We start from the raw sequence: 21,441 nt of genomic DNA on the forward strand, positions 1-21,441 counted from the left end.
TATGTACGCGGTCGTCGGCTGTACGGACTGTGGCGGCTACTGGCTGTTGTCCGACCCGGACGATCAGGACTCCGCACAGTGTCCCACCTGTGGGCGCACCCACCAGATCCAGAAGCTCAAACGGTTCCACACGAGTCCCGACCGCGACTCGGCCGTCGAGGCCCGGTCGCGGCTGCTCGCCCGAAAGCGTGGCGACGAGGCGGCGTTCGACCGGGTCGACGACGCCGGCGAACTGGAGCGGGCCGTCGAGGAGGGCACCGGCGTCGACGAACGAGAGTACCTCGACCGGTCCGGGCTCGACGCCGACACCGTGAGCGAGGCCGGCGACGTGTCCGGCGGCAGTTCTCGCTCGCGCGAGGAGATCCTCCGGGACGCGGTCGCCGAACACGACGATCGGGAGGCCGCCGTCGCGGAGGCCGTCGCCGACGGCGTCCCGGAGTCCGCCGCCACGGACCTGTTAGACCGACTCGTCCGTCGCGGCGAGGCGACCGACGCCGGCGGCGACCTCCGGCTGTTGTAGCCCGTCACGCCGAGGCGACCGACGCCGCCAACGGCTCACCGCCCGGTCAGCGCCTCGCTGGCCGGCGCCACCTCGAGGGTCGTCCCGCGACCCTCGGCGACCGCCCGTTCGTACAGCATCGTCGCCGCCGCGACCGTCTCGACTCCCGTCCCGCCGGAGTCGAACACTGTCAGTTCCGTCGCCTCCGTCCGGCCGGCCGCCTCGCCGGCGACGACCGCTCCCAGGTCCGCGTGAACGTGGTCCTCGCCGACGACGCCGGCCTCCAGCGCCGACAGGAACGAGCCGGCGTCGCTGGTCGCCCGTGCCCGGAGGTCGGGGACGTACGTCGCCCGTCGGATCGTCTCGTGGTCGAGTTCGCGCTCGTCGGGGTCGTACTGCCCCATCGCGGTGACGTGCGTACCCGGGCCCAGGTCGTCGGCGTCGACCACCGGTTCCGAGGCCGTCGTCGCCGTGATCACCACGTCCGCGTCCGCGACCGCGGCCGCAGCCGAGTCGACCGCCTCCAGGTCGATCCCGGTCCGCTCCGTCATCTCCGCGGCGTACGTCTCTCGGTGTTCCGGGGTGGGTGAGAACACCCGTCCCGTGTCGAACTCGCGGACGGTCGCGGTCGTCGCCAGCTGCCCGCGGGCCTGCGGGCCGGAGCCGATCACCGCGACCGTGTCGGCGTCCGGGCGAGCGAGCTCGTCGACCGCGACCGCGCCGGCCGCCCCGGTCTTGTACGGGTTCATCGCCGCGCCGTCCAGGATCGCCAACGGCTCGCCCGTCTCGGCGTCGAACAACGGCGTCAGGAACCAGGCGTCGCGCTCGCCGAAGCCGGCGGCGTAGGTGTACCCACCCATCCCGCCCGTCTCCGGCAGCACGGCGACGTAGCTCGTCAACATCCCCGGCGGATCCGCCGAGGTGAGCTTCGTCCGCGGCTCCGCCGGCGCACCCTCGCCGACCTGTCTGTACCCCTCCCGGACGGCAGCGACGTAGTCGGCCGGCGTCGCCAGGTCCGACAGCTCCTCGCTCGAACAGTACAGTGTCTCTGTCACGCCGTCTGATTGGCCGTCGCGGCCGTTATCCGTGTCGCTCCGACCCGTCGAGCCGCCAGCGGTCGCTGTCCGTCTCCCACCGTCGCTCGAGCGTCGCCGCGTCCTGTGCCTCCCGGACGATGTCACTGTAGCCGTACACCACGTCCGTCAGCGTGAGCACGCCGACCAGCTCCAACTGTCGGACGACTGGTAGCTTCTTCACGTCCAGCGACTGCATCCGATCGACGGCCGACCGGACGGTCGTGCGCGGGCCGACGGTGTGGAGCGGCGACGACGCCACCTCGCGGAGCTCGATCCCGGCGAACGGCCGGTCCGTGACCGCGCCGGCGTGCATCGCGTCCGTCTCGGTGAGGATTCCCGTCGGGTCGCCGTCGTCCGTGACGATCACGCTCCCGACGCGACGCTCGATCATCTCCTCGGCTGCCGTCTCCAGCGACGCATCCGCCGGACAGGTGACCACCGCCTCGGTCATCAGGTCACGGACCTGCATGGGCGGCGGTACCGCCGCCCGAGTCATGTGGCTTCCGGCCGTGTCAGCCGTCCAGCTCCTCGCGCAGCAGTTCGTTGACGGTTCCGGGGTCGGCGGAGCCGCCGGTCTCGGCCATCACCTGCCCGACCAGGAAGTTGAGCGCGCCGTCCTCGCCGGCGTGGTAGTCGTCGACCGCGTCCGGGTTGTCCTCGACGGCCGCCCGGACGGCCGCGGCCACCTCGTCGTCGCCCGCGACGCCCAGCCCCTCGCGGTCGACGATCGTGTCCGGGTCCCGGCCCTCGTCCAGCATCGCCCGCAGGACCGTCTCCTCGGCGTTCTTCGCCGTCACCTCGTCGGTCGCCACGAGTTCGATCAGCCGCTCGAACTCGTCTAACCGGTCGGCCACGGACTCGATCCCGCGGTCGCGGTAGTTGAGCTCCCCCAGGAGCTTGTCCGCGACCCACGTCGCCGCGAGGTCCGGGTCGAACGCGGCCGCGACCTGCTCGTAGAAGTCCGCGACGGCCTTCCGGGAGGTGAGCTTCGCGGCCGTCTCCGCGCCGAGGCCGTACTCCTCGCGGAACCGCTCGCGACGGGCGTCCGGCAGCTCCGGGATGTCGATGCGGTCGCGCCAGTCGGCCACCCGCAGCGGCGGGAGGTCCGCCTCCGGGAAGTACCGGTAGTCCTTCTCCTCTTCTTTCGCCCGCATCGACACCGTGTTGCCGTGGGTCTCGTTGTAGTGGCGGGTCTCTTGAGCCACCTCGCGGCCGGCGTCGATCTGGTCCCGCTGGCGGCTCGCCTCGTACGCCAGCGCCGTCTCCGCGCCGCGGTGACTGGAGATGTTCTTCACCTCGGTCCGGTTCGCGTCCGCCAGTACGTCCGGTGGGACGGTGCCGTCGTCGCGCACGTCCGCCGCCGACACCATCGAGAGGTTGGCGTCCACCCGCAGACTACCGTCACTGCCGGCGTCGAAGATGCCCAGGTACTCCAACACCTCCTCCAGCTTCTCCAGGAACCCGCGTACCGCCGCCGGCTCCCGGAAGTCCGGCTCCGTCACGATCTCCATCAGCGGCGTCCCCGCACGGTTGTAGTCGATCAGCGTGTAGTCCGCGCGGTCGACGGAGGTGGTCCGGGCCTCCAGGTCCGCCGGCCCCTCCCGGACGTGTTGGATGCTCCCGGGGTCCTCCTCCAGGTGCGCGCGGCGAATCCGGACGCTCCGGCGGTCACCCTCGTGTGAGAACTCCAGCTCCCCGTCGGAACACAACGGGGCGTCGTACTGTGTGATCTGGAAGTTCTTCGGCAGATCGGGGTAGTAGTAGTTCTTCCGGTGGAACTGCGTCTCTGCGGGGATGTCGGCGTCCAACGCCTTCCCCACCTTCACCGCGGCCTCCACGGCCGCCTCGTTCAACACCGGCAGTGCTCCGGGCAGCCCCAGACAGACTGGACACACCCGCGAGTTCGGCGCCTCCTCGGCGTCGCCGTCGGTGGAACACCCACAGAAGACCTTCGTGTCCGTGTCGAGCTGGACGTGAACCTCCAACCCGATCACGGGGCGGAGCTCCCCCCGTTCGGCTGCTCGTGCCATCGCTCCCGGGTTCGTGTGGGGACGGTTAAAGCGTGGCGGGAGGCCGCCGGCGGAGCCGACCACTCTTTACCGTCCGCCCCCTGGCAGTCCCGTGGCGACGACAATCCCAGTCCGACCGGCAGACGGCGACGACACGACCGAACGACGCACCCCCCGCACGGACGGCGGCGACCCCGACTCCGACCGCGACGGCGGCCCGCTGCGCGACACCGCACGGCTCGTCTACTACCTCGTGCAGGCGTACGACGCGGCGCGGGACCTCTCGAAGTACGCGCGGCGGTTGTGGGGGGCGATTCGGCGGTTGTGGCGCGCGCTTCGGTAGACCCGGGCTCGCCCGCTACGGGCTGTCCTCAGAGCCGGTCGTCTCGGACGGCGTTCCTTCGTTCTCTGCGCCCAACACCTGTTCGGCGACGTCCTCCATCCCCTCGGCCCCCAGCGCGGACTGGACGAGGAGGTGGCCACCGATACTGGCCGGCGAGATCACCGTGTCGGCGCCGGCCCGGCGGAGTTTGTCGACGTTCTCGCGGTCGGTGGCGGCCGCGACGATCCGGGCCGCAGGGTTGAGCGCCCGTGCGGTCAACACCGCCAGCGCGTCCTGGGCGTCGTCGTTCGTCGCCGCCACGACCGCCCGGGCGCTGTCGACGTTCACCCGCTCCAGCGTCTCCTCGTCGCTGGGGTCGGCGACGACGTGTTGCACGTCGCGTTCCGTCAGTTGGGCACCCTTCTCGCGGTCGGGCGTGACGACGACGAACTCCACGGTCAGGTCTCGCAGTTCGTTCAGGATCGGTTCCGTCAGGTCGCCGTAGCCGAGGACCACCACGTGGCCCTCCAGCAGTTCCAGTTCTGCGCGTGTCATGCGTCCGAGCACCTCCGAGAACCGCGCCTCGATCGCCGGGGTGACCAGCACACCCAGGGCGATCCCGAAGCTGGCCGTCCCGAGGACGACCAACGACATCGTGAACAGCCGTGCCGTCTGGCCGGTCGCCGTCACGTCCCCGTACCCCACCGTGCTGGCGGTGACGAGCGTGAAGTAGAAGGCGTCCAACAGCGTGTCGACGCTGGAGAACTGCTCGCGGAGCGCGAACGCGCCGGCGGTGCCGTACACCTGGACGGCGACGACGGTCGTCGCGCCTGCGAGTTGGCGGGTAGACGGCGACAGCGTCCGGTCGAACCGCTCGCGAGCCGCCACGACCGCCGGCAGCGCCACGAGCGAGCCGACGACCAACGGGACGGACAGCTCCGTGGTCTGGAGCAGCCCCTGCGCCAGCGTCGCCGGCAGCAGCGCGACGGCGGCGAACCACGCCGCCCGGAGCCCACGACGCATCCCGGAGGCCGTGACCAACAGCGCGAACCCGGTGAGGGTGCCGGTGAACCCCGCCGCCGACCGTACCGCCGTCGGAACGAACCCGGCCAGTGGGCCGACTCCCCGTGGCGGCGTGACGATGTTGGCGACGCCCGTGGCGAGTGATAGGAAGGCGACGACGGTCGTCGCCAGCACGGCCAGCCGAGTGCCGGTCGGCCGCAACGAACGGAGCGACGCCATGCTCGGGGGTCGTCGCCCGCCGGTGAATAGCTGTCGTCTGGTCGGCGGCGTGACCCGTCGGTCCGCCGCCGCGACTCGTCGATCCGCCACGACTCGCCGACCCGCCGCCACGGCCCCCCGATCCGCCGCGACCCGCCGATTTATCCGCGCGGCAGTCGACGGACCGGGCATGACCGACCCCGAGCGGGTGGCGGTGCTGGCCCACGAGAAGTTCCCCGACCGGTCGAAGACGGCGAACGGGATTCTCCGGTACGCCGACCGCGAGGTGGTCGCCGTCTTGGATCGAGTTCGGGCCGGCGACCGGGTCCACGACCACCTGCCGGACGTGCAGGACGCGCCGATCGTCGCGGACTTCGAGGCCGCGCTGGCGACGGCCGGCGAGATCGACGAACTCCTGATCGGGATCGCGCCCATCGGCGGCGGCTTCGATGACACCTGGCGGCCGGACGTACGCGCGGCGATCCAGGCCGGGGCGGACGTGACTGCGGGGCTCCACTACAGTCTGAACGACGACCCGGAGTTCGCCGACCTGGCGGCCGACCACGGGGTCGAACTCCACGACGTGCGCGAGCCGCCGGCGGACGTGGGTGTCGCCGAGGGGCGCGCAGACGAGGTGGCCGCGGACGTAGTGCTGACGGTCGGGACGGACTGCTCGGTCGGCAAGATGACGACGACGATGGAGCTCGCGGCGGCCGCCGAGACCGCCGGCGTCGACGCCGCAGTCGTCCCGACGGGCCAGACCGGGATCGTGATCGAAGGGTGGGGGACGGCCGTCGACCGCGTGGTGGCGGACTTCACTGCCGGGGCGGTCGAAGAGATGATTCTGGAGGTGGGTGACGACCACGACCTCCTGCTGGTCGAGGGGCAGGGGAGTATCGCCCACCCGGCGTACTCCGCGGTGACGTGTGGGATCGTCCACGGCGCTCGGCCGGACGCGCTCGTGCTCTGTCACGCCGCCGGCCGCGAGGCGGTCCACGGCTACGAGTCGACGCCGTTGCCGCCGGTCGGCGAGTTCGTCGACCGCTACGAGTCGTTCGCGGCGCCCGTCCACGAGACCGAGGTCGTCGCCGGCTCGCTCGCCACCCACGACATCGACGACGACACGACAGCCCGCGAGGCGGTGGGTCGGTTCGGCGAGCAGATCGACGCCCCGGCGACGGACCCCGTCCGGTTCGACGCCACCGAACTGTTGGAGGTGGTGGCGTGAGCCTCCGGACGGAGTTCGAACGGCTGGAGCTGTCGCTGGAACGTCCGTTCGAGATCGCCCGCGGGGAGACCACCGCCGTCGAGAACGTCGTCGTCCGGGTGTCGGACGGTGACCACGAGGGGGTCGGCGCCGCCGCCCCGTCGGCACACTACGGCGAGACTGCCGACACCGTGGCCGCGGTGTTGCCGTCGTTGCTGTCGGTCGTGGAGTCCGTCGACGATCCACACGCGCTCGGCGAGATCGAGCGTCGGCTCCGTGAGACGGTCGAACGCAACCCCGCGGCCCGGACGGCGGTGTCGATCGCCGTCCACGACCTCGTCGCCGAGCGGCTGGACCGGCCGCTGTACCGGCTCTGGGGGTTGTCGCCCGAACGGGCACCGGTCACCTCCTACACCGTCGGGCTGGCGGACACGGAGACGATGCGGGAGAAGGCGGCCGCGGCCGTCGAGACGGGCTACGGCGTGCTCAAGGTGAAGCTCGGGACGGACCGCGACCGAGAGATCGTCGAGGCCGTCCGGACGGCGGCCCCCGACGCCCGGATTCGGGTGGACGCCAACGAGGCGTGGACGCCGCGCGAGGCCGTGACGGCGAGCGACTGGCTCGCCGGGTTCGACGTGGAGTTTCTGGAACAGCCCGTGCCCGCTGCCGACCGGGAGGGACTGCAGTTCGTGTACGAGCGGTCGGCCGTCCCGGTGGCCGCAGACGAGTCCGTGATCGACGCGACGGACGTGCCGAGCGTCGCCGACCGGTGTGACGTGGTGAACCTGAAGCTGATGAAGTGTGGTGGGCTGCGGGCCGCGAAGCGGGCAATCCACGTCGCCCGCGCCCACGGGCTGGAGGTGATGCTCGGCTGTATGATCGAGACGAACGCCGCCATCGCCGCCGGCTGTCAGCTCGCTCCCCTCCTGGACTACGCGGACCTGGACGGCTCGCTGCTGTTGGCGGACGACCCGTTCGACGGGGTGCCGCTGCCCGAGGGCCGGATCGACCTCGCGGCGGTCGACCGCGCCGGCACCGGTGCCGTCCGCCGGGAGTGATCGTAGCGAGCGGCGGTGTCAGCCGGAGCCGGTCACAGCCCCGACAGCATCGCCGCGACGGCGTCGATCTCGTCGCGGTTCACCCCGTGGCCCATCCCGGAGTAGATCCGTTCGTCCACGGCCGCGCCCATCTCGTCGAGTGCGTCGCGGGTCTCGTGGACCCGTTCGACGGGGATGTGTGGGTCGTCGTCGGAACACCCGAGGAACACGGGAGTGGCGTCGTCGTCGTCCGCGAGCGACCCCTCGTGGTCGAACGTCGTCCCGGGCGGGCCGATCAGCCCGCCCGACAGGACCGCCAGCCCGCCGTAGCGGGCGGGGTTTCGGGCGGTCCACTCCGTGGCCAGACAGGCTCCCTGCGAGAAACCCACGAGCGCGGTCCGGTCGGTGTCGACGGCGTCCGTCGCAGCCGCGACGGTCGCCCCGACGAACGCGAGTGCAGAGTCGAGGTGGGGTTGGTTGTCCGCCGTCGGCGCCGTGAACGCCGCCGGGTACCACTCCCGGCGGGCCGCGGCGGGCGCCAGACAGGCCGTCCCGTCGTCCACGTCCAGGTCGTCCGCGAGCCCGAGGATTCCCCCGGCGGTCGCGCCGCGGCCGTGGACGAACACGACCGCCGCGTCGGCGTCCGCGAGCGGCGGCCCGCGTCGCCGCACCGGCTGTCCGGCGTGTGGCCCCGACACCGCGCCGGTGTCGACGGCCGCGTTCTGGTCCGTCACGCTCGCTCCCCCGCGGTCGCCCTCGTCCGTCCGTCGGTCGTCGTCGTTCGTGTCACGGTCGCGGTACGTTCCGGACGGGCGAGTGGGTTTCGGCGTGTCGTCATGGTCTTGCGGGAGACCGTGAGGATAAACCCCGCGAGACCGTGTCCGACGGTATGGACTACGACGCGGTGGCGGCACACACGCCCGAGCGGGTCGACACCGCACCGCGGCGGGCCGCCGTGTTGGCGCCGGTGTTCTGCCGCGACGGCGTCGCACACGTCGTGTTCACCCGTCGGGCGGACCACCTGGGTGAACACCCCGGGCAGATGAGCTTCCCCGGCGGCGGCGAGGAGCCCTCGGACCGCGACCTGACGGTGACGGCGCTCCGGGAGGCGGACGAGGAGATCGGCCTCCGGCCCGAGGAGGTGACCGTCGTCGGCCGGCTGGACGACATCGAGACCGTCTCCGAGTACGCCGTCAGCCCGTTCGTCGGCCGGGTGCCCGACCGAGCGTTCGTCCCCGACGACGGCGAGGTCGCGGAGGTGGTCCCCCTGTCCGTGCCGGCGCTGACCGACCCCGACAACTACGAGTCCGAGCGTCGTCACCACCCGCGACACGGCGCCGTCAGGCTCCACTTCTTCCACGTCGACGGCTACACCGTCTGGGGGGCGACCGGCCGGATGCTCGTCCAACTGCTGGAGATCGCCACGGACTGGCGGGCGCCGGCGGAGGTGGACCGGGTCGTGGACGCGGACGCCGATCTGCCGAGCTAGCGCCGGCGACCGACGGCGGCGACGGCCAACAGGACCGGCGCGGCCGCGAGGTAGGCGTACGGGACGCCCGCGGCGACCGTCGCCGGCCGGGCGCCCAGGAAGTCCAACGGCGCGACACCGTTCACCGGGCCGAGGTACCACGCGAGCAGCAGGACCGTCTCGAAGGCGCGCGGCCGGGCGGTCCAGACGCCGACGGCGACCGCGGCCGCCGGGAGGGCGACGGCGGCGCCGGCGAGCCCGATCACCGCGCCGGTCTCCCCGAGCGTCAGGAACCGTATCGCGGCGGGACCGACGACGACGGCGACGACGGCGACACCCGAGAGGAACGTCGGGACGAGCAGTCCGACGGGAGAGGCGGTCGTGAAGAGGAGCCGAGCGGTGTCGGCGCGGCGCTCCCGGCTCCCCAGCCCGGACAGCGCCGGCAGCGCCAGGAGCGTGCCGACGGGGACGAGCAACGATCGGACGGGACCGGCCGGGCCGACGAGCGAGCCGACCACGACGGCCGCGACCGCGCCGTACCACGCCCGGCGCCGTCGCAGCGCCATCCGGACCTCCGCGAGCGTCGCCGCCAGGAGCCCGAATCGGCCGGTCTCGACGGTCGGCAGCGCGGCGACGGCGTCGTCGACGGCCGGGCGAGCGGCGTCGTCGGCGGCGGGCGGTTCGGCGGTCGTCCCCTCGCTCGCGTCACCGCCGAGCGTCGGCAGCGACAGCCCGCCGTCCGGGTCGAACCGGTCGAACGCAGCCCACGCGGCCGCCAGCAGCCCGCCGGCGACCGCGAACGTCGCCGCGCGGTCGAGCAACTGCGCCGGGGTCCAGGCGAGCCCGCTCCACTCGAAGGCCGTCGTCTCGCCGCCGGGCGGTCGGTAGGCGAACCCTTCGACCGGGCGCGTCACCGTCGGGTGTTGGGCGACGACGTCCGCGATCACGCTGCGCTGGATCAGCCCGAGCCCGGAGAGATCGAACGGGAGCGACCCCTGTGCGCCGGCGACGACGACCGCCAGGGTGCCGACGACGTACGCGGCCGTGCCGGCGGTGCCACGGAGCGGCCCGACCGTCTCCGTGAGCACCGCCGCCGCGGCGACGACGGCCATCGCCGGCAGCGTGAGCAGAGCGAACGGCTCCCACAGCACGAGGAGGTCGAGGGGGCCGGTTCCGCCGAGGAGGAAGGCGGCGGTGGTCGCCCCGCCGAGCACGGCCGTGACGACGGCGAGCGCAGCGAACGCCGAGAGGAACTTCCCGAGGAGGTACGCGGCGTCGCCCAACGGCGAGGTCGCCAACAGGGTCGCAACCCCGGTGTCCCGGTCGTGGGTGACTCCGCCGCGGACGAGCGGGAACCCGACGACGACCAACACCGCGGTGCCGAGCCCGCAGACGGCGCCGCCGTACCACGCCGCAGTGCCGGTGCCGGTGTAGGAGCCGGCGACGACGAGTTCCCCGTCGACGACGATCAGCTTCCCGAGGTACGCCGTGAGGAGGCCGGCGACGAGCAGCGTCGGCGAACGGGTGCGCCGCCGGAGGTCGGCGACCGCGACGGCCAGAGTCGCACGGAACACTACGGCGTCACCTCCACCGTCGTTCGGTCCGTCTCGACCTCGTGGAGGTACGCCTCCTCCAGCGTCGGCTCGACGGCCGTCGCCTCTCGGTCGGGTCGGTCGCCGACTACGCGGAGGTGGACGCCGTCACTCCGACGGGTCGTGCTCGCCACGGTGTGACTCGCCTTCACGTCGGCCACGTCCGCCTCGGGGACGACCACCTCCCAGACCCGCCCTTCGACGGCCGCGAGCAGCTCCGTCGGCGTCGTGTGTGCGAGCAGTTCACCGTCGTCCAACAGGGCAATCTCGCCCGCAGTCGCCTCCACGTCCGGGACGATGTGCGTGGAGAGGACGACGATCCGGTCGCTGGCGAGCGCGGACAGGAGACTCCGGAACCGCGCCCGCTCGGTCGGGTCTAAGCCGACGGTGGGCTCGTCGACGATCAGGAGTTCGGGGTCGGACAACAGCGTCTGTGCGATCCCGACCCGCCGGCGCATCCCGCCGGAGAAGCCGCCGAGCCGGTCGTCGGCCGCGTCCGAGAGCCCGACGATCTCCAACAGCTCCTCGATCCGGTCGCCCGGGCTCGACACCCCCCGGACGGCCGCGAGGTACCGGAGGAACTCCCGAGCGGTGAGGCTGGGGTACACCCCGAACTGCTGGGGGAGGTAGCCGACCGCCTCCCGGATCGCCCCCGGGGAGTCGATCACGTCCGTCCCGTTCCACCGCACGGTCCCCTCCGTGGGCTCCGTGAACGTCGTGACGATCTGCATCAGCGTGGACTTGCCCGCGCCGTTCGGGCCGAGGAGGCCGACGACACCCGGCCCCAACGTCAGGTCGACACCGCGGAGCGCCCAGGTGTCGCCGTAGCGCTTGCCGAGCCCGTCCAGTTCGAGTTTCACCGAGACCACCGCCGCGAACAGTCTGTCGGGGACACACCTCACGTCTCGGACAACGGAGTGAAGAAACTGTCTACTCGTGAAATTTGATAAGCACTACGTCACTGAATTGAGACACAGAAGGCTAGAAACGGCCGCATAGGAGCCGTTCGAACCGAGTTCTACAACTGCGTGAGAATTTCTAACAAGCGGGTCGTGTCGGACGGTATACAATAGATTTAATTTACATCCACCGCACTTCACAGGTGTAGCATGCAAGAAGCTACGCTCCACGACATCGAGACCCCGAGCGAAGTCGAGATGGCAGACCTGACCGAGATGGTGGGTCTGGAGATCAACGCCGAGTGGACGGCGGTCACCGAGCACTACGTCTACACCGGCAGCGACTGATCGGTGTCGGTTCCACTCGTCGACCACCGCCGTCACGGGACGGCGGCACCCAATTTTGTTTGCGTCGCCTAACTGTATCAGTTGTGCCATCCAAAGATTTATATCGAGACTTGATAATTGTGTAGTGTGACACGTCAGACAGCCCGGAGGCGGTCGACCGAGGGGTAAGAATGGCCGACAGGAGACACCAACTCACGGAGCAGGCGGCGCGGCTGACGACGGCAAACGACGAGTGGCTCGCGGACCACACCCCGGCGTTCGACCCGTTGGGCTGGACGGACACGGACGCCATCGAGTACCGTCGGAAGGCGTTCTCCGAGCTGGCGCTGTACGTGTACGTCGCCGACTGTCTCTCGCCGGCGGCGCCCGAGCCGTTGACCGCGGTCGTCGACGAGACGCTGCAACGGGAGGCGTACGTCGACCTGTTGCGGCGCGACCCGACGAAGCTGCTCCGGTACGCCCCGGCGCTGACGGTCGGGCTGGCGCGCGACACGGTCGGCGAGTCCGTCCGCGAGGCGGTGACGACGGCGGTGACACACCCGGCGGTGACCGGGACGGAGTGGCTGGCGAACCGGAGACTCGACGTCGCGCGGCTGGCGGCGTTGGCCGGCCGGGAGCCACAGGTCGACCCGGCGGCCGTGCTCGCCCGGTCGGCGGTCGCCGGCGACCCGGTGCCGATCCGTGGGTCCCGGATGGATGCGTACGCGCTCACACACGCGATTCTGTTCGCCACCGACTTCGGGACGGAGCGCCAGCCCCTCGGCAATCTGGCAGCCCACGACTTCCAGACTGCACTGGACGGCTACCTCCTGCGGTTCGTCGCGGACGGCCACACGGATGTGGCCGCGGAACTCGTCTTGTGTGGCGTCGTCACCGGCCAGGTGTCGCCGGCGCTCGTCGAGTGGACGCTGAACTGGCTCCACGAGGAGACGACGGAGTTGGGCCACACCCCCGGCCCCGAGGTCGTGACGGCGCCGCCGACGCTCACCGGCCCGACCCCGGACGACGACGACCCGGAGTCGTTCGACCCGGAGTCCGTCGGGCTCCCGTCGACGTGGCTTGAGGACTACCACACGGCGCTCGTCGGGGGAATGTTGGGGCGTGTCGTCAGCCACCACGGCGACCGACTGGACTGGGAGGGTGCAGCCACGGCCGACCCGGAGGCGTTGTCGGCACTCGGGGCGGCGCTGGAGGCGTTCGCGGACTACGAACTCCAGGACGGCGCCGAGCGGCTCGTCGAACTGTCCGACCACACGCTCCCGACATCGCTGACCCCGGTCGTCGAGCGGGTGGAGGCGTTCCTCCGGGAGCAACGGGACGACGACGGGCAGTTCGGCTACTGGACGGACGAGCGGCACATGTTCGAGCTGGCCGGCCACGACGCGGCGGCGTTCGAGGCCGGGCCGCTCGCGCGGACGACCGCCGCCTGCGAGGACGGTCTCGTGGCGGTCACGGAGATCACGGAGACACACGACACATGAACGAGACGACACCACGACCGGCCGTCGACGCCGACGAGCCGGCGGTCCGGGTGCGAGACGTATCGAAGACGTACGGCGGCGAGGACGGCGTCACGGCGGTCGACGGCGTCTCGCTGACCGTCGAACGAGGGAGCGTCGTCGGGCTCCTCGGCCCGAACGGCGCCGGCAAGACGACGCTGATGAAGTCGATCCTCGGCGTCGTCGTCCCGGACGAGGGGACGGTGGAGCTGTTCGGCCAGGACGGCGCGTCGCTCGGACGGGACCGCTACCGCTACGTCAGCGCGATGCTGGAGGGCGCGCGCAATATCTACTGGCGGATGAGTCTGCGGGAGAACGTCCGCTACTTCACCGGACTCCAGGGGATCGCTCCCGGCTCCGTCCGCGAGGCGAACACGGAGCTGATCTCCCGGCTGGGGATGTCCGAGAAGTTAGACGAGCCGGTCAAGGAGTTCTCTCGCGGCCAGAAACAACGCGCCTCGCTGGCGTGTGTGCTCGCACAGCGCACGCCGATCACGTTCCTAGACGAGCCGACACTCGGGCTGGACGTACAGGCCGGGCGAGCGCTCCAACGGGAACTGCGAGACCTCGCGTCCGACGAGGACCGGACGGTGTTGCTGTCCAGCCACGACATGGACGTGGTCGAAGAGCTGTGTGACCGGGTGATCGTGTTGGACGACGGCTCCGTGATCGCGGCCGACACCGTCGCGGCGCTGACGGACGTGTTCGACAGCCAGACGTACGAACTCGCGTTGTCGGGACTGCCCGAGCGGGACGACCGGCGCGCGCTGGCAGATCGGTTCGAGTCCGTCTCCTGGGACGGCGAGGACGCCAGAGCCACCGTCACCGTCGCCTCCGGCGAGCGGCTGTACGATCTGATGGACGCGCTGCGCGAGGCGGACGTGGTCGTCGAGTCGATGAACACCGCGGAACGCGACTTGGAGGCGGCGTTCGTCCAAGTGACGAGCGACACCGACCAGAAGGAGGTGACGGAGGCAGTATGAACGGCTCAGAGTACGTCGCGTTCCTGCGGGTGACAGCCGAAAAACGGGTCGCACTGCTGCGTCGGTACTTCCTCAACTCCGTGATGCAGGTGGTGACGTTCCTCCTGATGTTCGCGTTGTTGTTCTTCGGCGGACAGCAGTTCGCGCCGACCGTCGTGGAAGACTCGCTCGGCGGGCTGATCGTCGGGTTCTTCGTCTGGACGATGGCGGCACAGGCGTACAACCGGGTGTCGAAGCAGGTGGAGACGGAGGCGAAGTGGGGCACGCTCGAACAGCTGTACATGTCGCCGTTCGGGATCGAACGAGTCGTGTTCGCCAACAGTCTGTTCTTCATCACCGGCAGTCTCGGCTTCGGGATGATCGTCTTGGGGCTGATGGTGGCAATCAGCGACACGGCGCTGTCGATCCCGTTGGGGGTGGTGCCGCTGGGGCTGGCGACCATCTTCCCGGTGATCGGGCTGGGGCTCGCGCTCGGCGGGCTGTCGCTGATCTACAAGAAGATCGGCGCGATCACGGGGCTAATGCAGTTGTTCCTCGTCGGGTTCATCTCGTTGCCGTTGGACGCCAACCCCGTGGTCGCGGCGCTGCCGCTGACCGTCGGCACCCGGATGCTGGAGACGACGATGCGGGCCGGCACGGTGACGGCGGTGTCGCCGACGATGGCGGGGTTGTTGGCCGCCAAGCTCGTCGTCTACGTCGCGCTCGGGTTCGGCGGTCTCCACTATCTCCAGAAGGTCGCGCGCCAGCGGGGCGTGCTCGGGCAGTACTGACCCGAGCCGTCCGGCGAGCCTCGCCACGGGAGACAGGCTTATGTTCGCCACACCCACATGGGGTGGCATGGCCGCACAGGCGATGGATCGCGTTCCGCGACCACGGTAGTTCTCTCGCGGACGCGACACGGCGTGGCGTCGACACCCGCCAGCGACGGCGTTCGGCGGTGAGTGAGACGAGAGGAGTGTTCTGGCCGACGAGACGGGCACAGTGCCAGCGACGGCGACGAACACGGACGTGCAGACAGTTGCGGACACGGACGCGAACACGGACACAGACGCGACGGGGTCAGACGCAGATATGAGTACGACACGTACGCGCGAGGGTGACGGCATCGAGACGACGGGACTGGACGGCGTCGTGTTCAAGCCGACGGAGACGACAGCGGCTGCGATCCGGCGGCTCCCGTTCGAGTTGGTGTGTGTCGACTACGAGGGGCGGTCGGCGCTGCCGTCGGCGGAGACGCTCTCGTCGCTGGCGGCCGACCGGACGCTGCGGGTGACGACCCCGGTGCGGGCCGACGGGTTCGACCCGTTGGGTGACGACGAACTGTCGACGCGGCTGCCGGAGGGGGCCGGTCGGGTGCTCGTCGCCGGTCACGGGGCGTACCTGACGGAAACGGAGCAGTCGCGGGCCGTCGCGCCGCGACTCGGCGCGGCCGTCGAACGGACGAACGACCCGTGGGTCGGCACGGAGAGTGTCGAGCGGGTGGCGCTGGCGGCCGGGGGCGTCCAGTACGAACTGCTGTCCCGCGGGACGGTCGACGCGATCGAGGGGCTGCGGGCCGCCGGCTACGACGGCGACGTGGCGGTGTACGCGCCGACGGTGCCGACGGCAGACGAGGACGCGATCCTGGACGCCGTCGGCGCGTACGCGGCACGGCGGGCACCGGTGCGGCGGGCGCTGCCGGACGACGCCGCCACGGACGCGACCGCGACCGGGCGAGCCAGGGAGGTGTTGGAGGCGGCCGTCAGAGACTACGCGCTCGTCGGCTCGCACGCGACGATCCGCGAACGGGTGGACGAGTTGAAGACGGCCGGCGCGGATCTCGTGGTCGGCTACCCGGCGGCGGGCGTGGAGACGTTCACCCGCTGAACGACGCTCGTGGGGCGGCAGCCTCCGGGAGTCACGCGAGCGACCGCAGGGAGCGAGTGTGACTACGTCACGTCCGTGAGGACGGACGAGCAAAGCGAGTGCGGACGAACGGGTGTGACGGGAGTCGGAAGGTACTTCCCCGTGCCCCGGCCACTCGGAGACATGACCGAGTTCACTGTGAGCGGTCGGTTCGAGACCCGCGAGGGGGCACAGTCGTTCACCCGGAGCGTGGACGCGCCCAACGAGAACGTCGCCCGCGAGCGGACGTTCTCGAAGTTCGGCGCCGAACACCGACTCGACCGCAATCAGGTCGAGATCGAGGAGGTGTCGGCATGAGCCTCGGTGGTGGCGGTGGTGGCGGCGGCCAGCAGCAACTCCAGCAGATCAGCCAGGAGCTGGAGGCCATCGAGGCAGAGATCGACGAGTTGGACGAAGAGATCGGTGACCTCCGTCAGGAACAGTCGGAGATCGACGAGGCGGTGTCGGCCATCGAGACGCTGGAGTCCGGCGCGACGGTCCAGGTCCCGCTGGGCGGCGGCGCCTACCTCCGCGCGGAGGTCCAGGACATCGACGAAGTGATCGTCTCGCTCGGCGGCGGCTACGCGGCCGAGCAGGAGCAGGACGACGCCGTCGACGCGTTAGAGCGAAAGCGCGACACCATCGACGACCAGATCGACGAGCTCCGGTCGGAGAAGGCGGAGTTGGAGTCGGAGTCCGACCAGCTGGAGCAGCGCGCCCAGCAGATGCAACAACAGATGCAGCAACAGCAGATGCAGCAGATGCAGCAGATGGAAGACGACGGCGAGTAACCCATGTTCGACGGGCTCAAGGACAAGCTCTCCTCGTTCCGTGAGGACGCGACCGAGGAGGTCGAGGAGAAGGCCGCCGAGGTGGAGGCGGAGGCGGAAGCCGAAGCCGAGGCGGAAGCCGAGACCACGGAGGAGCCGACGACAGAGGAGTCCGCCGAGCCCGACGACGGCGACGACAGCGACGACGACGGACCGGGGCGACTGAAGCGTGCCGCCGCGTTCGCCACCGGGCGGGTTATTATCGAGGAGGGTGACTTAGAGGACCAGCTGTGGGACCTGGAGATGGCCCTGTTGGACTCCGACGTGGAGATGAGTGTCGCCGAGGAAATGTTGGAGTCGATCAGAGAGAGTCTGATCGGCGAGACCCGCGCACAGGTGGAGACGACCGAGGAGCTCGTGACGGAGGCGCTCCACGACGCCCTGTTGGACGTGATTGCGGTCGGACAGTTCGACTTCGAGCGCCGGGTTCGAGAGGCGGACAAGCCGGTCACCATCGTGTTCACCGGCATCAACGGGGTCGGGAAGACGACGACCATCGCCAAGCTGTCGCGGTACTTCGAGGAACGCGGGCTGTCGACGGTGATGGCCAACGGTGACACCTACCGTGCCGGCGCCAACGAGCAGATCACGGAACACGCGGAGACGCTGGGGACGGAGATCATCACCCACGAGCAGGGCGGTGACCCGGCGGCCGTGATCTACGACGCCGTGGAGTACGCCGAGGCGAACGACGTGGACGTAGTCTTGGGCGACACCGCCGGGCGGCTCCACACCTCCGAGGACCTGATGGAGCAGTTGTCGAAGATCGACCGGGTCGTCGGCCCGGACATGACGTTGTTCGTCGACGAGGCGGTCGCCGGCCAGGACGCCGTCGAGCGTGCTCGAGAGTTCGACGACGCGGCGGCGATCGACGGCGCGGTTCTGACGAAGGCGGACGCCGACTCCTCGGGCGGCGCCGCCATCTCCGTCGCGTACGTCACCGGGAAGCCGATCCTGTTCCTCGGTGTCGGTCAGGGGTACGACGATCTAGAGCGGTTCGAACCGGAGGAGCTCGTCGACGCGCTGCTGGGAGACGGAGAGGACTGACACACACGAGCGCCGAGGCGGAACCGACACCGACACCTTCTCGCGGGCCCGACGGCCGGGCGTGACAGTCGTCGCACAGACGCCGGTCGACGCGCTCGTGGCCGCGGCAATCGCCGCCGTCCGGACCCTCGCGGCCGTCGACTACGCGACCGTGCTGCCGCGGGCTGGCGAACGGGTCGTCCGGATCTCCGTCCTGATCTCCGTCGGGGTGTTCCTGGCCAACCTCGCCGTCTCCTTCGGCGCGGTCGAACGGATCGCCGGCGTGTCGCGGTTCCTCACCGGTCCCGCGAACCTCCCGGACGAGGTAGGGACGGCGATCCTGACCACGGCGGCGTCGACGACGGCCGGCTACGGTATGCTGGCGGACTTCCGGGAGTCCGGCCGGCTGTCCGACCGCGCGACGCTCGTGGCCGTGACGATCAACACGTTCTTCGGGTTCACACAGCACATTTTCACCTTCTACGCACCGGTGATTGTCCCGATCCTCGGTCGGGAGACCGGACTCCTGTACGTCGGCACCCGCGGCGCGATCGCGCTGGGGATCACCCTCACGGGCGTCGTCGCCGGCGCGGTGCTCCTGACCGACCGGGACGTAGACGAGACGGTGACGGTAGAGACGGACGCGACCGAGACCGCGGCAGACGGGGGCAGCGAGGGGGGACCGCGGGCGGCCGTCGCGGAGGCGTGGTCGTCGACGGCCGGGAAGCTCCGCAGCATCGTCCCACGGCTAGCGGCCGTCTACCTCCTCGTGTCCGTGCTCGCGGCCGCGGAGGCGTTCCGGTCGCTGTCGGCCGCCGCCGGGCCGTTGGCGGAGGTCGCCGGACTCCCGGCCGCGGCCGTCCCCGTGATCGTCGTGTTCGCGTTCGACACCACCGCCGGCGCCGCGACGGTCGCCCCGCTGATCGGCGGGACGCTGACGGTCGACCAGGCCGTCGTGACGATGTTGCTCGGCGGGATCGTCACGTTCGCCGTGTCGACGTTCAAGCGGTCGATCCCGTTCCAGTACGGGATCTGGGGGGCGTCGTTCGGCTCGAAGGTGATCGTCGTGAACACCGTGCTGAAGGTGGTGTTCATCTCCGGGGCTGTGGTCTGGTTCTTGATCTGATTCGGCTGTCGGAGTCGTTCCGGTCGTCGTCGGGACGACACGCAGTCCGGAAGCCCGTCCGAACAGCACTGCACCACAGCCACACCTCCCCCAGCCTCCTCGTTCGCTTCGCTCACGAAGGCCTCGCGCGTTTCGCGCATCCCGACAGCCCTGTCGTCTCGCAGGATCGACCCTGACGACTCACTCTGTCGGCACATGTGCCACAACATGTATGGCGTGGTCGGGACAACGGGCGGGTGTGACAACCGACGTATCCGTCGAGGAGACGAAGGTAAACGACAGTGGAATGGTGACGCTTCCCGCCGACGTTCGCCGTCGTCTCGACATCGGAGCCGGGGACAAACTACGGTGGACAGTGGACGACGAGGGAACGTTGGAGGTCGAAGTCGTCCACGAGCGGTACGGTGCGTTCGAGGACGCACAAACTGCGTCACTCGGTGACGACTCACTAGATTCGTACGACCGTGCCGGCTACGAACCCCCCTCTGGGGAGGAGGAGTGATGCCGGCCGCGCTCGTCGACAGTAACGTCCTGATCGACTTCAGGAACGAGGATAGCCGTCGACACGACTCGGCGCGTCGGACCGTCGCTGGGATCGACTCCGGAGACCTCCCAACGGGACGAGTTGTCGACTACGTCGTCTTAGAGACACTGAATCTCCTCCATACGCGACATCGACCCGACCTCGCCGTCAACACGAGGAGACAGCTGTCCGAGTCTGCGGGGTTCGAGATCGTCCACACGACACAGAGCGACTTCACCAGGGCTGTGGACATCCACGAGAAGTACGAACAGCTGTCGTTCGGCGACGCCGCCATCGCGGCTCACGGGCAACGGAGCGGTTCCGAGTACCTGTACTCGTTCGACGACGACTTCGATCAGATCGACTGGGTGACGAGGCTGTCGTCCGCGCGCGACCCGTTCGAAACGTAGTCTCCACCCGGGGACTGTCCCACTCGTCGCTCCGACGCGGTGGTACCGACGACCGGGCCGTCGTGGGGATCAGGGAGTCCGAGACCTCCGACCGCCCGAACTGCGTTTTCACTCACTGTCGTCGTCGCCGGCGTTCGCTCCACTCTTCGCCTCGGGTTCCCCCCAGTCGAGGTCACGAGACTGGTCGGTCTCCCGGAGGACGAACGGCCCGATAGAGAGCGTGCGCTTCGTCACGGTGACGATACGGAGGATGTACGACAGGAGGAACGCGAACGGGAGCAGGGAGACGGCCACACCCGCACTCACCACCACGACGGGCGTACGCACGCCGAACACGGTGCCCGGGAACAGAGTCGGATCGAGGTAGACGATGCCCGCGACCGCCGTGAGGAGCGCCGGGATGGACGCGTACAGCATCGTCCGGGAGAGGTCGATGAGCGTCCACTGGAAGTACAGCGTCTTGAAGTGCTCGCGCGCCGGGCCGAACAGTTCGAGCGCGTGGACGAGCTCGTCGAGCGCGTGGTGTGCCTCCTCGGTGAGCACGTCCTCGTTTTCCGCGCGGATGCGGCGTGCCACGTACAGCTTCCACGAGTAGTTGTAGTTCAGTGCGGAGAACACCACGTCGAACTCGCCGAACTGGGAGCCCTCGAGGCTGCCCTGGACGGCGTCCGCGTTCCGTTTCACGTTCTCCGTGAACGCGGCCACCTGGTCGTTCAACTCGTCGTCGTCGACGTCCGCGATGGCGTCCTGGAGGGCAGTAGAGTGGCGCTCCGTGAGTTTCACGAGCGACCGGAGGAACGCCGACGGCTGTGCGGGACTCACGCTCTCCTCGATGGCGCTCTCGACGTCTCTCCGGAACGCCATCGCCCCTTCCATCCGCTCGCGCTGGTCCCCGACCGGCCCCTGTTCCTGGGAGAGCACGAGCTGACTGAGCGTGAGTACGAGCGTGACAGCCGTGATGATGGACGTGAGCAGCCCCTGGAACAACGTCTCGACGGGGTCCTGCTGGCCGAACAACGGTGGTGTCCCGACCGGGCGGAGCTGTCCGACGACGACGAGCGCGAGGAACACACTGCCCGCGATGCCGGCGGCGACTAGCCACCGGTTCGCGTTCGACAGGAGCCAGAACTTCCGGCTGCTCTCCGGCACGCGCTCCCGCATCGTGTCGCTCGGGCGACTTCCCTCACTGTCGGTCACACAAGCCGTATTCCACTCAAAATTGAAAACAGTTGATGATACTATAGAAGAGCCGTCACGCCGTGGTCGTCTGCTGGAGCCGTCTCGCCCCCCGTCGGAACCACACGGGGGCAGGGGCGAGCCGCGGTGGACGGTGGACGACGAGGGAACGCTGGAGGTGGAGGTCGTCCGCGAGCGGGACGGTGTCCGGGTGCGCCCGGGGCGCCTCACTCGGTGACGATTCAACGATTTCGTCGGAGTCTGTGCCGTGAGACGGACGCTCCCGAAGTCGATCGAGTCGGTCGA

Annotated in this window: 24 protein-coding genes; 16 read left to right on the top strand and 8 right to left on the bottom strand. The window is 69.9% G+C overall.

Annotated features, from left to right (window positions below):
- The first annotated feature begins 1 nt into the window (after position 1).
- Positions 2-520 (top strand): DUF5817 domain-containing protein, encoded by a 519-nt coding sequence (locus RYH79_RS10085; protein ID WP_370898707.1) that lies wholly within the window; start codon positions 2-4, stop codon positions 518-520.
- Positions 521-555: 35 nt separating this feature from the next.
- Here RYH79_RS10085 and RYH79_RS10090 read toward each other — a convergent pair whose 3' ends face one another.
- Genes RYH79_RS10090 through gatB form a run of 3 tightly spaced genes read right to left on the bottom strand, consistent with a single transcriptional unit; the run spans position 556 to position 3,605 of the window.
- Positions 556-1,554, bottom strand: a complete 999-nt coding sequence (locus RYH79_RS10090; protein ID WP_370898709.1) for an ornithine cyclodeaminase family protein — start codon at positions 1,552-1,554, stop codon at positions 556-558.
- A 25-nt stretch (positions 1,555-1,579) separates the two neighbouring features.
- The gene (locus RYH79_RS10095; RefSeq protein WP_370898711.1) at positions 1,580-2,044 is read right to left on the bottom strand and encodes a CBS domain-containing protein; all 465 of its coding nucleotides are present in this window, start codon (positions 2,042-2,044) and stop codon (positions 1,580-1,582) included.
- A gap of 43 nt (positions 2,045-2,087) precedes the next feature.
- On the bottom strand, positions 2,088-3,605 hold the full coding sequence (gatB, locus tag RYH79_RS10100; protein WP_370898713.1) for an Asp-tRNA(Asn)/Glu-tRNA(Gln) amidotransferase subunit GatB: 1,518 nt from the start codon (positions 3,603-3,605) through the stop codon (positions 2,088-2,090).
- A 91-nt stretch (positions 3,606-3,696) separates the two neighbouring features.
- On the opposite strand from gatB, the gene RYH79_RS10105 reads away from it, so the two are divergent.
- The gene (locus tag RYH79_RS10105; protein WP_370898715.1) at positions 3,697-3,927 is read left to right on the top strand and encodes a hypothetical protein; all 231 of its coding nucleotides are present in this window, start codon (positions 3,697-3,699) and stop codon (positions 3,925-3,927) included.
- A gap of 15 nt (positions 3,928-3,942) precedes the next feature.
- On the opposite strand, the gene RYH79_RS10110 is transcribed toward RYH79_RS10105, so the two are convergent.
- A complete protein-coding gene (locus RYH79_RS10110; protein WP_370898717.1) occupies positions 3,943-5,148 on the bottom strand; it encodes an NAD-binding protein in 1,206 nt (401 codons plus the stop codon).
- Positions 5,149-5,317: 169 nt separating this feature from the next.
- On the opposite strand from RYH79_RS10110, the gene RYH79_RS10115 reads away from it, so the two are divergent.
- Both RYH79_RS10115 and RYH79_RS10120 read left to right on the top strand, forming a co-directional pair.
- Positions 5,318-6,355, top strand: coding sequence for an N-acetyltransferase DgcN family protein (locus RYH79_RS10115; protein ID WP_370898719.1), 1,038 nt, complete (start codon positions 5,318-5,320; stop codon positions 6,353-6,355).
- Positions 6,352-7,392, top strand: a complete 1,041-nt coding sequence (locus RYH79_RS10120; protein ID WP_370898721.1) for a dipeptide epimerase — start codon at positions 6,352-6,354, stop codon at positions 7,390-7,392. Before RYH79_RS10115 ends, RYH79_RS10120 begins: the two co-directional genes overlap by 4 nt.
- 32 nt (positions 7,393-7,424) lie before the next feature.
- On the opposite strand, the gene RYH79_RS10125 is transcribed toward RYH79_RS10120, so the two are convergent.
- Complete coding sequence (locus RYH79_RS10125; protein WP_370898723.1) at positions 7,425-8,105, bottom strand: alpha/beta hydrolase; 681 nt, start codon at positions 8,103-8,105, stop codon at positions 7,425-7,427.
- Between the two features lie 155 nt (positions 8,106-8,260).
- Between RYH79_RS10125 and RYH79_RS10130 the strand changes: the two genes are divergently transcribed.
- Positions 8,261-8,860 carry an NUDIX hydrolase gene (locus tag RYH79_RS10130; RefSeq protein ID WP_370898725.1) on the top strand — a complete coding sequence of 200 codons (600 nt, stop codon included), beginning with the start codon at positions 8,261-8,263 and terminating at the stop codon, positions 8,858-8,860.
- Here the strand turns inward: RYH79_RS10130 and RYH79_RS10135 are convergent.
- Together RYH79_RS10135 and RYH79_RS10140 are read right to left on the bottom strand one after the other, a co-directional pair.
- The gene (locus tag RYH79_RS10135; protein WP_370898727.1) at positions 8,857-10,413 is read right to left on the bottom strand and encodes an ABC transporter permease; all 1,557 of its coding nucleotides are present in this window, start codon (positions 10,411-10,413) and stop codon (positions 8,857-8,859) included. The genes RYH79_RS10130 and RYH79_RS10135 overlap by 4 nt on opposite strands.
- Positions 10,413-11,291, bottom strand: a complete 879-nt coding sequence (locus RYH79_RS10140) for an ABC transporter ATP-binding protein (protein ID WP_370898729.1) — start codon at positions 11,289-11,291, stop codon at positions 10,413-10,415. The genes RYH79_RS10135 and RYH79_RS10140 overlap by 1 nt, the downstream gene beginning before the upstream one ends.
- 249 nt (positions 11,292-11,540) lie before the next feature.
- On the opposite strand from RYH79_RS10140, the gene RYH79_RS10145 reads away from it, so the two are divergent.
- The 11 genes from RYH79_RS10145 (at position 11,541) to RYH79_RS10195 (ending at position 19,959) form a co-directional block, all read left to right on the top strand.
- On the top strand, positions 11,541-11,678 hold the full coding sequence (locus tag RYH79_RS10145) for a hypothetical protein (RefSeq protein ID WP_370898731.1): 138 nt from the start codon (positions 11,541-11,543) through the stop codon (positions 11,676-11,678).
- Between the two features lie 170 nt (positions 11,679-11,848).
- Positions 11,849-13,159 carry a DUF6895 family protein gene (locus tag RYH79_RS10150; RefSeq protein WP_370898733.1) on the top strand — a complete coding sequence of 437 codons (1,311 nt, stop codon included), beginning with the start codon at positions 11,849-11,851 and terminating at the stop codon, positions 13,157-13,159.
- Positions 13,156-14,160 (top strand): ABC transporter ATP-binding protein, encoded by a 1,005-nt coding sequence (locus RYH79_RS10155; RefSeq protein WP_370898735.1) that lies wholly within the window; start codon positions 13,156-13,158, stop codon positions 14,158-14,160. Before RYH79_RS10150 ends, RYH79_RS10155 begins: the two co-directional genes overlap by 4 nt.
- Positions 14,157-14,930 carry an ABC transporter permease gene (locus RYH79_RS10160; RefSeq protein ID WP_370898737.1) on the top strand — a complete coding sequence of 258 codons (774 nt, stop codon included), beginning with the start codon at positions 14,157-14,159 and terminating at the stop codon, positions 14,928-14,930. The genes RYH79_RS10155 and RYH79_RS10160 overlap by 4 nt, the downstream gene beginning before the upstream one ends.
- Before the next feature lie 301 nt (positions 14,931-15,231).
- On the top strand, positions 15,232-16,026 hold the full coding sequence (locus tag RYH79_RS10165; RefSeq protein ID WP_370898738.1) for a DUF7388 family protein: 795 nt from the start codon (positions 15,232-15,234) through the stop codon (positions 16,024-16,026).
- 162 nt (positions 16,027-16,188) lie between these two features.
- On the top strand, positions 16,189-16,362 hold the full coding sequence (gene rpl18a / locus RYH79_RS10170; RefSeq protein ID WP_370898740.1) for a 50S ribosomal protein L18Ae: 174 nt from the start codon (positions 16,189-16,191) through the stop codon (positions 16,360-16,362).
- Positions 16,359-16,835, top strand: a complete 477-nt coding sequence (gene pfdA / locus RYH79_RS10175; RefSeq protein ID WP_370898742.1) for a prefoldin subunit alpha — start codon at positions 16,359-16,361, stop codon at positions 16,833-16,835. The genes rpl18a and pfdA overlap by 4 nt, the downstream gene beginning before the upstream one ends.
- Positions 16,836-16,838: 3 nt before the next feature.
- Positions 16,839-17,921: a signal recognition particle-docking protein FtsY gene (gene ftsY, locus RYH79_RS10180; RefSeq protein WP_370898744.1), complete on the top strand. Its 1,083-nt coding sequence runs from the start codon at positions 16,839-16,841 to the stop codon at positions 17,919-17,921.
- Between the two features lie 151 nt (positions 17,922-18,072).
- A complete protein-coding gene (locus RYH79_RS10185; protein ID WP_370900854.1) occupies positions 18,073-19,026 on the top strand; it encodes a nucleoside recognition protein in 954 nt (317 codons plus the stop codon).
- A 238-nt stretch (positions 19,027-19,264) separates the two neighbouring features.
- A complete protein-coding gene (locus RYH79_RS10190; protein ID WP_370898746.1) occupies positions 19,265-19,528 on the top strand; it encodes an AbrB/MazE/SpoVT family DNA-binding domain-containing protein in 264 nt (87 codons plus the stop codon).
- Complete coding sequence (locus RYH79_RS10195; RefSeq protein WP_370898748.1) at positions 19,528-19,959, top strand: type II toxin-antitoxin system VapC family toxin; 432 nt, start codon at positions 19,528-19,530, stop codon at positions 19,957-19,959. The genes RYH79_RS10190 and RYH79_RS10195 overlap by 1 nt, the downstream gene beginning before the upstream one ends.
- Positions 19,960-20,067: 108 nt before the next feature.
- On the opposite strand, the gene RYH79_RS10200 is transcribed toward RYH79_RS10195, so the two are convergent.
- Positions 20,068-21,156 (bottom strand): DUF7972 family membrane protein, encoded by a 1,089-nt coding sequence (locus RYH79_RS10200; protein ID WP_489753351.1) that lies wholly within the window; start codon positions 21,154-21,156, stop codon positions 20,068-20,070.
- Positions 21,157-21,441: the final 285 nt, after the last annotated feature.

Source organism: Halobaculum sp. MBLA0143, assembly GCF_041361465.1.
Lineage (GTDB): Archaea > Halobacteriota > Halobacteria > Halobacteriales > Haloferacaceae > JAHENP01.